Annotated in this window: 15 protein-coding genes; 11 read left to right on the forward strand and 4 right to left on the reverse strand. The window is 71.2% G+C overall.

The genetic code is table 11. From position 1 onward, the window contains the following. Window positions 1-23: 23 nt before the first annotated feature. The gene (locus ABT170_RS24835) at window positions 24-230 is read left to right on the forward strand and encodes a DUF397 domain-containing protein (RefSeq protein ID WP_351870864.1); all 207 of its coding nucleotides are present in this window, start codon (window positions 24-26) and stop codon (window positions 228-230) included. On the opposite strand, the gene ABT170_RS24840 is transcribed toward ABT170_RS24835, so the two are convergent. Further along, window positions 223-1,383: an aminotransferase class I/II-fold pyridoxal phosphate-dependent enzyme gene (locus ABT170_RS24840; protein ID WP_351870867.1), complete on the reverse strand. Its 1,161-nt coding sequence runs from the start codon at window positions 1,381-1,383 to the stop codon at window positions 223-225. The genes ABT170_RS24835 and ABT170_RS24840 overlap by 8 nt on opposite strands. 143 nt (window positions 1,384-1,526) lie before the next feature. Between ABT170_RS24840 and bioB the strand changes: the two genes are divergently transcribed. The 4 genes from bioB to ABT170_RS24860 are packed head-to-tail and all read left to right on the forward strand — an operon-like array spanning window position 1,527 to window position 5,488. Further along, the gene (bioB, locus tag ABT170_RS24845) at window positions 1,527-2,705 is read left to right on the forward strand and encodes a biotin synthase BioB (RefSeq protein ID WP_351870870.1); all 1,179 of its coding nucleotides are present in this window, start codon (window positions 1,527-1,529) and stop codon (window positions 2,703-2,705) included. Next, entirely contained in the window at window positions 2,698-4,050 is a 1,353-nt protein-coding gene (locus ABT170_RS24850; protein WP_351870873.1) for an adenosylmethionine--8-amino-7-oxononanoate transaminase, read from the forward strand. The genes bioB and ABT170_RS24850 overlap by 8 nt, the downstream gene beginning before the upstream one ends. Window position 4,051: 1 nt before the next feature. After that, the gene (gene bioD, locus ABT170_RS24855) at window positions 4,052-4,750 is read left to right on the forward strand and encodes a dethiobiotin synthase (protein WP_329943077.1); all 699 of its coding nucleotides are present in this window, start codon (window positions 4,052-4,054) and stop codon (window positions 4,748-4,750) included. 60 nt (window positions 4,751-4,810) lie between these two features. Further along, window positions 4,811-5,488 (forward strand): class I SAM-dependent methyltransferase, encoded by a 678-nt coding sequence (locus ABT170_RS24860; RefSeq protein ID WP_329943076.1) that lies wholly within the window; start codon window positions 4,811-4,813, stop codon window positions 5,486-5,488. A gap of 58 nt (window positions 5,489-5,546) precedes the next feature. Here the strand turns inward: ABT170_RS24860 and ABT170_RS24865 are convergent, their stop codons facing one another. Both ABT170_RS24865 and ABT170_RS24870 read right to left on the reverse strand, forming a co-directional pair. Further along, window positions 5,547-5,918, reverse strand: a complete 372-nt coding sequence (locus tag ABT170_RS24865) for a fic family toxin-antitoxin system, toxin component (RefSeq protein ID WP_073718785.1) — start codon at window positions 5,916-5,918, stop codon at window positions 5,547-5,549. Further along, window positions 5,915-6,142: a hypothetical protein gene (locus ABT170_RS24870; protein ID WP_014157595.1), complete on the reverse strand. Its 228-nt coding sequence runs from the start codon at window positions 6,140-6,142 to the stop codon at window positions 5,915-5,917. The genes ABT170_RS24865 and ABT170_RS24870 overlap by 4 nt, the downstream gene beginning before the upstream one ends. 165 nt (window positions 6,143-6,307) lie before the next feature. Here ABT170_RS24870 and ABT170_RS24875 point away from each other — a divergent pair, with 165 nt between their 5' ends. The 6 genes from ABT170_RS24875 to mug all read left to right on the forward strand — a co-directional run bounded on the left by ABT170_RS24875 (window position 6,308) and on the right by mug (window position 12,542). Beyond that, on the forward strand, window positions 6,308-6,733 hold the full coding sequence (locus ABT170_RS24875; RefSeq protein WP_351870878.1) for a GNAT family N-acetyltransferase: 426 nt from the start codon (window positions 6,308-6,310) through the stop codon (window positions 6,731-6,733). 184 nt (window positions 6,734-6,917) lie between these two features. Next, window positions 6,918-8,255 carry a hemolysin family protein gene (locus tag ABT170_RS24880; protein ID WP_329943074.1) on the forward strand — a complete coding sequence of 446 codons (1,338 nt, stop codon included), beginning with the start codon at window positions 6,918-6,920 and terminating at the stop codon, window positions 8,253-8,255. Next, window positions 8,252-9,271 carry a hemolysin family protein gene (locus ABT170_RS24885; protein WP_329943073.1) on the forward strand — a complete coding sequence of 340 codons (1,020 nt, stop codon included), beginning with the start codon at window positions 8,252-8,254 and terminating at the stop codon, window positions 9,269-9,271. Before ABT170_RS24880 ends, ABT170_RS24885 begins: the two co-directional genes overlap by 4 nt. Window positions 9,272-9,465: 194 nt before the next feature. Beyond that, window positions 9,466-10,311: an SGNH/GDSL hydrolase family protein gene (locus tag ABT170_RS24890; RefSeq protein WP_329943072.1), complete on the forward strand. Its 846-nt coding sequence runs from the start codon at window positions 9,466-9,468 to the stop codon at window positions 10,309-10,311. 214 nt (window positions 10,312-10,525) lie between these two features. After that, a complete protein-coding gene (gene purB, locus ABT170_RS24895) occupies window positions 10,526-11,968 on the forward strand; it encodes an adenylosuccinate lyase (RefSeq protein ID WP_351870883.1) in 1,443 nt (480 codons plus the stop codon). 19 nt (window positions 11,969-11,987) lie between these two features. Beyond that, complete coding sequence (gene mug / locus ABT170_RS24900; protein ID WP_329943070.1) at window positions 11,988-12,542, forward strand: G/U mismatch-specific DNA glycosylase; 555 nt, start codon at window positions 11,988-11,990, stop codon at window positions 12,540-12,542. Between the two features lie 120 nt (window positions 12,543-12,662). Here mug and ABT170_RS24905 read toward each other — a convergent pair whose 3' ends face one another. Beyond that, window positions 12,663-13,100: a hypothetical protein gene (locus tag ABT170_RS24905; RefSeq protein ID WP_329943069.1), complete on the reverse strand. Its 438-nt coding sequence runs from the start codon at window positions 13,098-13,100 to the stop codon at window positions 12,663-12,665. Between the last annotated feature and the right edge of the window lie 117 nt (window positions 13,101-13,217).

Raw genomic sequence — 13,217 nt, forward strand, 5'->3', positions numbered from 1 at the left:
TTCCGACTGCCCGAGGGAGCATCATGTCCGACCGCCTCGCACAGCCCGCGTTACGGTGGCGCCGCAGCAGCCGCAGCACCGGAATGAACAACTGTGTGGAGACCGCGCCGCTCGACGGCGAACACCTCGCCGTACGGGACTCCAAGGACCTGGACCGGATCCCGCTGCGGATCTCCGCGACGGCGTGGACCTCGTTCGTGACAGGGCTGCACGACCGGCCGGTCAGCTGACCGGAGCGGTCCGGGTCCCGGGAGCGGTGCGTACGACGGTGGCCACCGCGTCCGCGATCTGCTCCCGGGTCAGGTCGGCCCGCGCGGTCAGCCGCAGGCGGGAGATTCCGTCCGGCACCGACGGCGGACGGAAGCACCCCACCACGATCCCGGCCGCGCGGCAGTCGGCCGCCCAGCGCACGGCCGCGTCCGCGGAGGGCGCGCGCAGGGAAACCACGGCGGCGTCGGGCCGGACGGCGGTCAGCCCGGCCGAGGTCAGCCGTTCGTACAGGGTGAGGGCGACCTCGCGGGCCCGGTCCGCGCGCCGCGGTTCACGGCGCAGCAGCCGCAGCGCGCCCAGGGCGCCGCCCGCCGCGGCGGGGGCCAGTCCGGTGTCGAAGATGAACGTCCGGGCCGTGTTGACCAGATGATCGATGACGCGGGCCGGGCCGAGGACCGCGCCGCCCTGGCTGCCCAGGGACTTGGAGAGGGTGAGTGTGGCCACGATGCCCTCGCCGCCCGCGAGTCCGGCGGCGGCGAGCGCGCCGCGCCCCCCGTCCCCGAGCACCCCCAGACCGTGCGCGTCGTCGACCAGCAGTGCGGCGCCCTCGGCCCGGCATGCCTCGGCCAGCGCGGGCAGCGGGGCCGCGTCGCCGTCGACCGAGAAGACCGAGTCGGTCACGGCGAGCGCCCGACCGCCGTGCGCGTGCAGCGCCTTGCCCACCGCCTCGGGGTCCGCGTGCGGGACGACGGCGGTCTCGGCCCGGGAGAGCCGGCAACCGTCCACGATCGAGGCGTGGTTGCCCGCGTCGGAGACGATCAGTGAGCCCCGGGCGGACAGAGCGGTGAGGGCCGCCAGGTTGGCGGCGTAACCGGAGGAGAGCACGAGGGCCGCCTCGAAGCCGCAGAAACGCGCCAGTTCGTGTTCGAGTTCGGCGTGCAGCTCGGTGGAACCGGTGACCAGCCGTGAACCGGTGGCACCGGCACCCCAGTGGTGCGCCGCCGCGGCGGCGGCCCCCGTGACTTCGGGGTGCCGGGTGAGGCCCAGATAGTCGTTGCTCGCGAGGTCGAGGAGTTCCGGTCCGGCGGGGCGCGGGCGGAGCGTCCGGACGAGTCCGGCCGCCGCGCGGCGGCGGGCCTCGTCATTGATCCAGTCGAACGGGGCGAAGGACATGAGCCGGTCCCTTTTGTAGGCAGCTCACAGACCCTAGCCGGGGGCGCAGCAGGTCATGGTGTGGCAATACACACACCCTCACCCTCCTCTCCTGTCTGGTTCCTCCTTGGCTGAAGACCGTGCCGTAGGCCAGGATCATCGCCATGGACCTGCTGCTGAACACGCTGGTGGACAAGGGGCTGCGGCGCGAACTGCCGACCCGCGAAGAAGCGCTCGCCGTGCTGGCGACCTCCGACGACGAGCTGCTCGACGTGGTGGCCGCGGCCGGAAAGGTGCGCCGTCAGTGGTTCGGGCGGCGCGTGAAGCTCAACTACCTGGTCAACCTGAAGTCCGGTCTCTGCCCCGAGGACTGCTCCTACTGCTCCCAGCGACTGGGATCGAAGGCCGAGATCCTCAAGTACACCTGGCTCAAGCCGGACGAGGCCTCGAAGGCCGCGGCGGCCGGCGTGGCCGGCGGGGCGAAGCGGGTCTGTCTGGTGGCGAGCGGACGCGGGCCGACCGACCGTGACGTCGACCGGGTGTCGCAGACCATCGAAGCGATCAAGGAACAGAACGCGGGCGTCGAGGTCTGCGCCTGCCTCGGTCTCCTCTCCGACGGGCAGGCCGGCCGGCTGCGGTCGGCGGGCGCCGACGCGTACAACCACAACCTCAATACGTCCGAGGGGACGTACGGGGACATCACCACCACACACACGTACGCGGACCGGGTGGAGACCGTCCAGCAGGCGCAGGCCGCGGGGCTCTCCGCCTGTTCCGGGCTGATCGCCGGCATGGGCGAGAGCGACGCCGACCTGGTCGATGTCGTGTTCTCGCTGCGCGAGCTGGACCCGGACTCGGTACCGGTGAACTTCCTGATCCCGTTCGAGGGAACCCCGCTCGCCAAGGAGTGGAACCTCACCCCGCAGCGCTGTCTGCGGATTCTGGCCATGGTCCGCTTCGTCTGCCCCGATGTCGAGGTCCGGCTCGCCGGTGGCCGGGAGGTGCATCTGCGCTCGATGCAGCCGCTCGCCCTCCACCTGGTGAACTCGATCTTCCTCGGCGACTATCTGACCAGCGAGGGCCAGGCGGGGCAGGCGGATCTGGACATGATCGCCGATGCCGGTTTCGAGGTGGAGGGTGCGGGAACGACGACGCTGCCCCGGCACCGGGCGGCGGCGGGAGGCGGCTGCGGTTCGCACGACGGCGGCTGCGCGCCCTGCGGCGACGGTGACACGGCGACGTCCGCCGAGGATTCCACGTCCACCGAGGTCCAGGCCGCGCGTACGGATCTGGTGGCGGTCCGCCGCCGGGGCGCCGGGACGGATCTCGCACCCAATGCCTGAGACGCGCTCCCCGCAACGGCCGTCGAACGGCCCGGCCCCGCACACGGTGGCACTCGCCCCCGCCGAGCTGCGCGCCCTGGACCGGGCCCATGTCTGGCATCCGTACGGCCCGATGCCGGGCCGGCGGGAACCCCTGGTCGTGGAGTCCGCGTCCGGCGTACGGCTGCGGCTGGCCGAACCCGCCCACGGACGGACCGAGTTGGTGGACGGCATGTCGTCCTGGTGGTCGGCCGTGCACGGCTACAACCACCCGGTGCTCAACGAGGCGGCCCGCGACCAGCTGGACCGGATGAGCCATGTGATGTTCGGCGGGCTCACCCATGAGCCCGCCGTGCGGCTGGCCGCCAGGCTGGTGGAGATCACCCCGGAGCCACTGCGGCATGTCTTCCTCGCCGACTCCGGGTCCGTCTCGGTCGAAGTCGCGGTGAAGATGTGCTTCCAGTACTGGCGTTCGCTCGGCAGGCCGGCCAAGCGTCGGCTGCTGACCTGGCGCGGGGGCTATCACGGAGACACCTGGCAGCCGATGTCCGTGTGCGATCCCGAGGGCGGGATGCACGACCTGTGGTCGGGGGCGCTTCCCCGGCAGGTCTTCGCCGACGCTCCGCCGGACGGTTTCGACGCGGAGCCGGACCCCGGGTACGTCCGGCGTCTGCGGGATCTGGTCGCGCGGCACGCCGACGAGCTCGCCGCGGTGATCGTGGAGCCGGTGGTACAGGGGGCGGGCGGAATGCGGTTCCACTCGCCCGCCTATCTGCGGGTCCTGCGTGAGGCGTGCGACACGAACGACGTGCTGCTCGTGTTCGACGAGATCGCGACCGGCTTCGGCCGCACGGGAAAGCTGTTCGCCGCGGAACATGCCGGGGTCTCCCCCGATGTCATGTGTGTCGGCAAGGCGCTGACCGGCGGCTATCTGACGATGGCGGCGACGCTGTGCACCTCGCAAGTGGCGGAGGGCATCTCCAGGGGTGACGTTCCGGTGCTGGCGCACGGGCCGACGTTCATGGGCAACCCGCTGGCCGCCGCCGTGGCGAACGCCTCCGTCGATCTGCTGCTCGGCCAGGACTGGGAGCGGGAGGTCAAGCGGATCGGCACCGGACTGGAGGACGGTCTGGCCGCCGCGGCCCGGATTCCCGGGGTCGTGGATGTGCGGGTGCTGGGCGCCATCGGTGTCGTACAGCTCGATCACGAGGTCGACATGGAGGCCGCCACCCGGGCAGCCGTGTCCGAGGGCGTGTGGCTGCGGCCGTTCCGCGACCTCGTGTACACGATGCCGCCCTATGTGACCGGTGATGACGACGTGGCACGGATCTGCCGGGCCGTGTGCGCGGCGGCTCGGGAGGGCTGACATGACGATTCTGGTGGTGTCCGGTACGGGCACCGAGATCGGGAAGACGGTGGTGACCGCCGCCGTGGCCGCGGCCGCCCGGGGCCGCCGGGTCGCGGTGCTCAAGCCCGCCCAGACGGGCCTCGCCCCGGGGGAGCCCGGGGACGCGGCCGAGGTGGTGCGCCTTGCCGGCGGTCATGTGACGCCGGTCGAACTGGCCAGGTTCCCCGAGCCGCTGGCCCCGGCGACCGCGGCCCGGCGGGCGGGTCTCGCGCCCGTGCGGCCCTTCGAGGTCGCCGAGGCGGCCGGAAAGCTGGCCACCGAGCACGATCTGGTGCTGGTGGAGGGTGCGGGCGGACTGCTCGTACGGTTCGACGACGAGGGCGGCACGCTCGCGGACGCGGCGCGGCTGCTGGCGGCGCCGGTCCTGGTGGTGGTGCCCGCGGGTCTGGGCACGCTCAACGCCACGGCGCTGACGGCGGAGGCACTGCGGGCCAGGGGCCTGGAATGCCTCGGTGTGGTGGTGGGCAGCATGCCGGACGAACCGGATCTGGCCGCGTCGTGCAATGTGGACGATCTGCCGGTGGTGGCCGGAGCTCCGCTGCTGGGTGCCGTCCCGGCCGGTGCGGGGTCGCTGGCACCCGTCGATTTCCGTGCGCGGGCGGCCCATTGGCTGGCTCCGGAGATCGGCGGGGTCCGGTCCCGGACGATGAAGGGCTGAGGACGCCGATACGGGGGAGAATCGAAGGGAGCGACTGCTTTCCCGTCACGGAGGCCCGATATGCATCTGCGCAGCAGGAAGATTCCCCGGGACGCCGTGCATCACCCGGTCTTCGCACGGTTCTACGCGCGGATGAGCGTGGACGCCGACCGGCGGGGCGGCATCGCCGCGTATCGCCGGGAGCTGCTGGCGGGGGTCTCCGGCCGGGTGATCGAGATCGGGGCCGGAAACGGACTGAACTTCGCGCACTATCCGGGCGCCGTGTCCGAGGTGGTGGCCATCGAACCGGAACGCACGCTCCGGCAGCTGGCGGTCCGTGCCGCGATGCGGTCCGAGGTGCCGGTGGACGTGGTGCCCGGTGCCGCGGAGGCGCTGCCGGTCAAGAGCGAGGCGTTCGACGTCGCCGTGGCCTCCTTGGTCCTGTGCACGGTGCGGGACCTGCCCCGGGCCCTCGCCGAGATCAAGCGGGTCCTGCGGCCCGGTGGTGAACTGCGGTTCTTCGAGCACGGGCTGGCGCCGGGCCGGGCGCTGGCCGCGACACAGCGGGCCGTGGACAGGACCGTCTGGCCCCTGCTCTTCGGCGGCTGCCACACCGCTCGCGACACCCTGGCCGCGATCGAGACGGCCGGCTTCGAGCTGGGCGCCCACCGCAGGCTGCGGATTCCGGAGAAGGGCGTGCAGCTGCCGCCCTCCCCCTGTGTCCTCGGAGTGGCCCGCCGCCCCTTCGCGGTGGACTGACCTGCCGGGGAGAGCCGGCGACGGTGGGGCTGGGCTCACACACTCCACTCCCGGAGGCTCACACGCTCCATTGCCGGAGCTCGTCCGCGATGGCCCGGACGTCCGCCTTGCCCTCCTTGACCAGTCGGGCCAGATCACGCACCTGCTCGGGCGAGGTGATGACCTTGAGCCCGGAAGCGACGAGATATCCGTACGCGACAGCGGAGGCGAACATCGCGTTGGAGCGTTCGAGCGCGGGAACGTGGAGCAGCAGTTGCAGCAGGGCAGCGGCGCGGGAGTGCGGATCGCTGTAGACGGGGCTGCCGAAGATCTCCGCCTCGTGGCGGCTGACCGCGGCGACGAGCGCGCCCCAGTCGACGACCTGCGGATCACCGGGCGTCTTGTGCTCGGCGACCATGAGCAGCCAGGAGAGGTCGATCCGTAGGTTCAACGGGTACCTTCGCGCTCCGGGCCGAACTCCTCGGCGAACACCGACTCGTACTGCTTCATGAAGTCCGCAGCCGCCTCGACGAAGGTGTGTCCCACTTCGCCCGCGTCCTGTTTGACGAGCTCCTCTATATAGCGGTTCACGCTCATCCCCCTCTGCAGCGCGCGCTGACGCGCGGCCTCGGCGGTGGCCTCGTCCACTCGAACGTTCAGCTGAGTCTTGGGCACAGCCATCACGCTAGCGCGCCTCCGCTAGCACCGGCAAGAGGAGCCCGGGTGCGCGCATGGTGGGTGGCATGGCCATCGACCGGGCCGCCGCAGGGCTCCGCCGCGCGGCAGCCCGGACAGCGAAACGGGGTCGACGCTCCGGTCGCCCGGTGGTGGGATTGCCGCATGAACGATCTTTCGATACGTGCCGCGACCCCCGCGGACCTGGACGCGGTCCTCGCGTTCTGGAAGGTGGCCGCGGAGGGCACGAGCATCAGTGACGACCGGGACGGCATCGCGCGTCTGGTGGAACGCGATGCCGAGTCCCTGATCCTCGCCGAGCGGGACGGCGTGCTCGCCGGGACCGTGATCGCGGGCTTCGACGGCTGGCGATGCCACCTCTACCGGCTCGCCGTCCACCCGGACCAGCGCCGCCGGGGTGTGGGCGGAGCGCTGCTCGCGGCGGCGGAGGAGCGGTTCGTCCGGCTGGGAGGGCGCAGGGGCGACGCCATGGTCCTCGACCGCAACGAACTGGCGCAGCATGCCTGGCGGGCAGCGGGGTACGCGCCGGAACCGCAGTGGAGCCGCTGGGTGCGCCACCTGACCGACTGACCTCGCGTACCCGCCGCTCCTCCCCGCACGCAATTTTGCTGGTCCTTTACTATGGGATCTCATCCGACCACCCCCTTGACGAAAGGTGTGAGCGTCCGCCCATGGGCGAGCCTCCCAGTAGCCGACATCGCCGACATCGCGCGATCCTCCTGCCCCTGCCCGATCATGGGACGGAGGTGAACCGATGACCGAAGTGCTGCTGCTGCTCGTCGCGGTACTGCTCTCCCTGGCCTGTGGCGCCTTCGTCGCGGCGGAATTCTCGCTGACCACGGTGGAGCGCGGCGAGCTCGAACGGGCCGTGGAGCGGGGCGAGCGGGGCGCCGCCAGTGCCCTGAAGGCCGTCCGCAGCCTCACCTTCCAGCTCTCCGGCGCCCAGCTCGGCATCACCGTCACCAACCTGGTGGTCGGCATGCTCTCCGAACCGTCGATCTCCAAACTCATCCGCGGACCGCTGGAGGCGATCGGCCTCTCCCCCAGCGTGTCGTCCTCGGTCGCCCTCGTGATCGGTACCGCCCTGTCCACCGTGGTCCTGATGGTGGTCGGCGAGCTCGTCCCGAAGAACTGGGCGATCTCCTCCCCGCTCGCCGTGGCCAAGGCGGTCGCCACTCCGCAGCGGGCGTTCACCGCGGTGTTCCGGCCCTTCATCAGCCATCTGAACAACACCGCCAACCGGATTCTGCGCCGCTTCGGCCTCGAACCGGCCGAGGAGCTGGCCTCCGCCCGCAGCCCCCAGGAACTGGTGGCCCTGGCCCGTCACTCCGCCAAGGAGGGCGCGCTGGAGGCGGACACCGCCGAACTCTTCGTCCGCACCCTCAACCTGGCGGAACTGACCGCGGAGAACGTGATGACCCCGCGCGTCCAGGTCACCGCCCTGGATCTGCAGGCGACGGCCGAGGACGTCGCCAATGCCACCCGGGCGACCGGACTGTCCCGCTTCCCCGTCTACCGCGGCAGCCTCGACACGGTCGTCGGCGTCGCGCACATCAAGGACGTGCTGGCGATACCGGCCGAGCAGAGGCCCCGCAAGCGCGTCTCGGAGATGCTGCGCGAACCGCTCCTCGTGCCCGAGACCCTCACCGTGGACCGCCTGCTGGACCGGCTGTCCGGCAAGATCGCCATGGCCGTCGTGATCGACGAGTACGGCGGCACGGCCGGTGTGGTGACCCTGGAGGACATCGTCGAGGAGGTCGTCGGCGAGGTGCGCGACGAGCACGACCCGCACGAGACCCCCGACCTGGCCCCCGCCGGTGAGGACGCCGACGGACGCACCCTGTGGTCGGCCGACGGCGCGGCCCGCACCGACCAGCTCAGGACCATCGGGCTACGGGTGCCGGACGGACCGTACGAGACGCTGGCCGGGCTGATCGCCAACGAGGTCGGCCGCATCCCGGCGGTGGGTGACACCGTCGAGCTGGCCGACTGGCGGATCGATGTGGTGGACGCCTCCGGGCGCAGGGCCGCACGCGCCCTGCTGCACGCCCCGCTGCCCGCTTCCGGGGAAGAGACGGAGGACGCGCGATGATCGCCCTTCAGCTCTTCATCGGCCTGATGACCCTCGTGGTCAACGCCTTCTTCGTCGGCGCGGAGTTCGCGCTGATCTCCGTACGCCGCAGCCAGATCGAGCCGGAGGCCGAGGCCGGCAACCGGCGGGCCCGCAGTGTCATCTGGGGCCTGGAGCACGTGTCCGCGCTGCTCGCCGCCGCCCAGCTCGGCATCACCCTCTGCACACTGGTGCTGGGTATCGTCGCCGAGCCCGCCATCGCACACCTGCTGGAGCCCGTATTCGACGCGGTGGGCGTACCGCACGGACTGGTCCATCCGATCTCGTTCGTGATCGCCCTGTCCGTGGCCACGTATCTGCACATGCTGCTGGGCGAAATGGTGCCGAAGAACATCGCGCTGGCCGAACCGGCCCGCAGCGCGCTGCTCCTCGGACCGCCCCTGGTGGCCCTCGCCAGGGCCCTGCGCCCGGTGATCTTCACGATCAACGCCTTCGCCAACGCGCTGCTCAAGCTCCTGCGCGTGGAGGCCAAGGACGAGGTGTCCGCGACGTTCTCGGACGACGAGCTGGCACGGCTGGTGAAGGACGCCGGGGATGCCGGGCTGGTCGACGACCGGTCGGCGCAGCGGCTGCGGCACGCCCTGGAGCTGGGCCGTCGCCCCGTACAGGACGTGCTCATGCCGGTCGACCGGGTGATGTACGCCAAGGTCGGCACCACACCCGAGGAGCTGGAGCGGCTCTCGTCCGAGTCCGGTTTCTCGCGCTTTCCCGTGATGGACAGCGAGGAGCGCATCCTGGGCTATCTCCATGTGAAGGACGCTCTGGACGCGACACCGCGCGATGTCCCCTTCCCGGTGACCGCGATGCGGCCGATCGCGCGGGTGCGCGCGTCGACCCCGCTCGATGACGTGCTGACGGCGCTCAGGCGCAGCCGTACACATCTGGCGGCCGTGCTCGACGAGGACGACCGGCTGGCCGGCATGGTCACGATGGAGGACGTCCTGCGCGAACTCGTGGGCAGACCGCAGGCGCGCTGAGTTCCCGGGCCCCTGGGCCCGTGAGTCAGGCCCGTGAGTCAGGCAGGCGCGGGGGCGGGGGACGGTTGCGGAGCCGTCCCCCGCCCCCCTTCGGCTGTGCGGCGACTTGCCTGTGCGCGGACCGGACTGTGCGCTGACTGGGCTTTGCGCGACCCCGGAGCCCGGCACGGCCGTCACGGTACGATCGCAGGGCCATGGAATTGAATGCCACCTACACCAGCTTTGTCGCGGTCGGCGACTCGTTCACCGAGGGCATGTCGGACTTGCTGGCCGACGGCACGTACCGGGGCTGGGCCGATGTCCTCGCCTCCCGGCTCGCGGCCCGGTCCCCCGGATTCCGGTACGCCAATCTCGCCGTACGCGGAAAGCTGATCGGCCAGATCGTCGACGAGCAGGTGGGCCCCGCGGCTGCCATGGACGCGGATGTGATCACCCTGGTGGGCGGTCTCAACGACACGCTGAGGCCCAAGTGCGACATGGGCATGGTGCGCGGACGGCTCGAAGAAGCGGTGGAGCGGCTGGCCCCGTCCTGCAAGCACCTGGTCCTCATGCGCAGCCCCGGCCGCAACGGCCCGGTGATGGAGCGCTTCCGTCCGCGCATGGAGGAGCTGTTCTCCCTGGTCGGCGACCTGGCCGACCGGCACGGGGCTCTCGTGGTGGATCTCTACGGCGCGCCGTCGCTCGGCGATCCCCGGATGTGGGACGTCGACCGGCTGCACCTCACGGCCGAAGGACACCGCAGGGTGGCCGAGGCGGTCTGGCAGACGCTCGGCCTGCCTGCCGAGCACGACTGGCAGTCGCCCGTACCGGCGACGCCGCCGCCCCGCTGGGCGACGCGGCGGGCCGACGATCTGCGCTTCGCCCGGCAGCATCTGGCTCCCTGGATCGGGCGACGGCTCACGGGCCGGTCGTCCGGGGACGGCCGGACGGGAGCGCAGTTCAGCGCCGAAACGGGCAGGGCCTTCTGGATCACGCCCGAGGACGCCTCGGATCCGGGGCCGGTGACGGGGTGGCGTCGGACGGACGAGTCCGGAAGCTGACACTCCGGGACCCGCGGGCGGAGCTCGGCACCAGTCGCCGCTCGCCGCTCGGATACTCGCCCACGGCGTGCTCCGCCCGCTCCCGCCTTCGCCGCCTCATCCGCACCGCCCCGCCTCCACTGCCGCGTCCACGCTCCTCCGGCGCGTGTTCGTAGCAAGCCACAAACGGGGCCGCGGCGCTGGCCTGCACAAACCGCCAGTAGAATCTGTTTACGTGACTGCTGTGTCTGCGAAGCCTCGCATCCCCAATGTCCTGGCCGGCCGCTACGCCTCCACGGAGCTGGCCGTCCTCTGGTCCCCCGAGCAGAAGGTGAAGCTGGAGCGTCAGCTGTGGCTGGCGGTGCTGCGCGCTCAGAAGGACCTCGGGATCGAGGTGCCCGACGCGGCCATCGCCGACTACGAGCGCGTCCTCGACCAGGTCGACCTGGCCTCGATCGCCGAGCGCGAGAAGGTCACGCGGCACGACGTGAAGGCCCGGATCGAGGAGTTCAACGCCCTCGCCGGCCACGAGCAGGTCCACAAGGGCATGACGTCCCGGGACCTGACCGAGAACGTCGAGCAGCTCCAGATCCGGCTCTCGCTGGAGCTCATGCGCGACCGGACGGTGGCCGTCCTGGCGCGTCTGGGCAAGCTGGCGGGCGAGTACCGCGAGCTGGTCATCGCGGGGCGTTCCCACAATGTCGCCGCTCAGGCGACGACCCTCGGCAAGCGCTTCGCGACGGCCGCGGACGAGCTGCTGGTGGCGTACGGACGGCTGGAGGACCTGCTCGGCCGCTACCCCCTGCGCGGCATCAAGGGCCCGGTCGGCACGGCGCAGGACATGCTCGACCTGCTGGGCGGGGACGCCGGGAAGCTCGCCGACCTCGAACAGCGCATCGCCGGGCACCTCGGCTTCGCCCAGGCCTTCACCTCGGTCGGCCAGGTCTATCCCCGCTCGCTCGACTACGACGTGGTGACCGCGCTGGTACAGCTGGCCGCGGCGCCCTCCTCGGTGGCGAAGACGATCCGGCTGATGGCAGGCCACGAGCTGGTCACCGAGGGCTTCAAGCCCGGCCAGGTCGGCTCGTCCGCCATGCCGCACAAGATGAACACCCGCTCCTGCGAGCGCGTGAACGGCCTGATGGTCATCCTGCGCGGCTACGCCTCGATGACGGGCGAGCTGGCCGGTGACCAGTGGAACGAGGGCGATGTGTCCTGTTCCGTGGTCCGCCGGGTGGCCCTGCCCGATGCCTTCTTCGCGTTCGACGGTCTGCTGGAGACGTTCCTGACCGTGCTCGACGAGTTCGGCGCGTTCCCCGCGGTCGTGGCCCGGGAGCTGGACCGCTACCTGCCGTTCCTGGCCACGACCAAGGTGCTCATGGGTGCTGTCCGGGCCGGGGTGGGCCGCGAGGTCGCCCACGAGGCCATCAAGGAGAACGCGGTCGCCTCCGCTCTGGCGATGCGGGAGCAGGGCGCGGAGCGCAACGAGCTGCTGGACAAGCTCGCCGCCGACGAGCGCATCCCGCTCGACCGGGCGGAGCTCGACGCGCTGATGGCCGACAAGCTCTCCTTCACCGGCGCGGCGGGAGACCAGGTCACCGCTCTGGTGTCCCGGATCGAGGACATCACCAAGCAGCACCCGGACGCCGCGGCCTACACCCCCGGATCCATCCTCTGACATCCGTCGCTGTCACCCGATGACACCCGAGGAGCTCAGGGCCGCTCGTGACCGCATCGTTCCCGATGTGGTCGCGGGCGGCCTGCGGGTGCTGTTCTGCGGCATCAATCCCAGCCTGACGACCGCCGTCACGGGCCACCATTTCGCCCACCCCGGCAACCGCTTCTGGCCGGTGCTCCATCTCTCGGGCTTCACACCCCGCAGGCTGATGCCCTCCGAGCAGGGCGAGTTGCTGAACCACGGTCTGGGCATCACCAACGTGGTGGCGCGGGCCACGGCTCGGGCGGACGAACTCGGGGCCGACGAATTCCGTGAAGGTGGCCGGATCCTGGCCGAGAAGACGGAGCGCCTGGCACCGTTGTGGCTCGCCGTGGTCGGTGTCACGGCCTATCGCACGGCCTTCGGCGAACGCAAGGCCTCTATCGGCCCGCAGGACCGGACGATCGGTGGTGCCCGCGTATGGGCTCTGCCCAACCCCAGTGGCCTCAACGCCCACTGGACCGTGCGGACCATGGCGGACGAGTACGCCCGTCTCCGCGAAGCCACCCTCTCGACCCCACCCACCGCCGCGTGACACCGACGGCTGACACCCGACGCCAGGAGCCACCGTCTGGTCGGCCTGCGGCCGGCCGGTGACCGCCGACGATCAAGACGGTCAAGGAGTCCGAACGGCGGTCCGCGCGGGCCCATCGCGTCAGGGCGGGTCGATCACCGTCACCAGGACGGTCAGCTCGCAGCCAGGGCCGTCCTCTTCGAGGAAGAGCCCCATCGCCACCCATCGGTCCTCGATCCTCCAGAGCTGAAGGTACTCACAGCCGGCGACCGGATCCGCCCATGGCTCGGGGATCGTCTCGCCCGCCATCATCCGCTCCTGCGCACTCCACAGACTCACCATCTGCGGCTCACCCCAGCGTGAGGTGAGCAGCGTGATCAGTGCGTCGTGTTCCGCGAGGCACTGAGCTCTGTGCTCCAGACGGCCGGCCTCACCGTCGTCCCAGCACTCCTCGTCCGAGTGCAGGGATGCTGTGTGATAGCCGGGCCCACTGACTCCCGAGCCCGAGGGGATACGCTCCGCGGGAAATCCCTTGGTGCGCAACCCGTCGATGAGGCGGAGATGGTGTGCGGTCGTCATACCGTCAGTAAACCGCCTCGCACTGACAAGTGCCCCTCTGCCCCGGCCTCCGAAGCACCCCGGCCCGGTGAGCCTCAGTCACGGAGAGCCTCAATCCCAGTCAGCCCCAGCCCCAGC

The organism is Streptomyces sp. NPDC001787 (assembly GCF_040297465.1).
GTDB lineage: Bacteria > Actinomycetota > Actinomycetes > Streptomycetales > Streptomycetaceae > Streptomyces.

Excerpts from the sequence above, each read along its gene's own strand:
- ABT170_RS24835 (WP_351870864.1), top strand. The coding sequence starts at position 24 with ATGTCCGACCGCCTCGCACAGCCCGCGTTACGGTGGCGCCGCAGCAGC.
- ABT170_RS24840 (WP_351870867.1), bottom strand. The coding sequence starts at position 1,383 with ATGTCCTTCGCCCCGTTCGACTGGATCAATGACGAGGCCCGCCGCCGC.
- bioB (WP_351870870.1), top strand. The coding sequence starts at position 1,527 with ATGGACCTGCTGCTGAACACGCTGGTGGACAAGGGGCTGCGGCGCGAA.
- ABT170_RS24850 (WP_351870873.1), top strand. The coding sequence starts at position 2,698 with ATGCCTGAGACGCGCTCCCCGCAACGGCCGTCGAACGGCCCGGCCCCG.
- bioD (WP_329943077.1), top strand. The coding sequence starts at position 4,052 with ATGACGATTCTGGTGGTGTCCGGTACGGGCACCGAGATCGGGAAGACG.
- ABT170_RS24860 (WP_329943076.1), top strand. The coding sequence starts at position 4,811 with ATGCATCTGCGCAGCAGGAAGATTCCCCGGGACGCCGTGCATCACCCG.
- ABT170_RS24875 (WP_351870878.1), top strand. The coding sequence starts at position 6,308 with ATGAACGATCTTTCGATACGTGCCGCGACCCCCGCGGACCTGGACGCG.
- ABT170_RS24880 (WP_329943074.1), top strand. The coding sequence starts at position 6,918 with ATGACCGAAGTGCTGCTGCTGCTCGTCGCGGTACTGCTCTCCCTGGCC.
- ABT170_RS24885 (WP_329943073.1), top strand. The coding sequence starts at position 8,252 with ATGATCGCCCTTCAGCTCTTCATCGGCCTGATGACCCTCGTGGTCAAC.
- ABT170_RS24890 (WP_329943072.1), top strand. The coding sequence starts at position 9,466 with ATGGAATTGAATGCCACCTACACCAGCTTTGTCGCGGTCGGCGACTCG.
- mug (WP_329943070.1), top strand. The coding sequence starts at position 11,988 with ATGACACCCGAGGAGCTCAGGGCCGCTCGTGACCGCATCGTTCCCGAT.
- ABT170_RS24905 (WP_329943069.1), bottom strand. The coding sequence starts at position 13,100 with ATGACGACCGCACACCATCTCCGCCTCATCGACGGGTTGCGCACCAAG.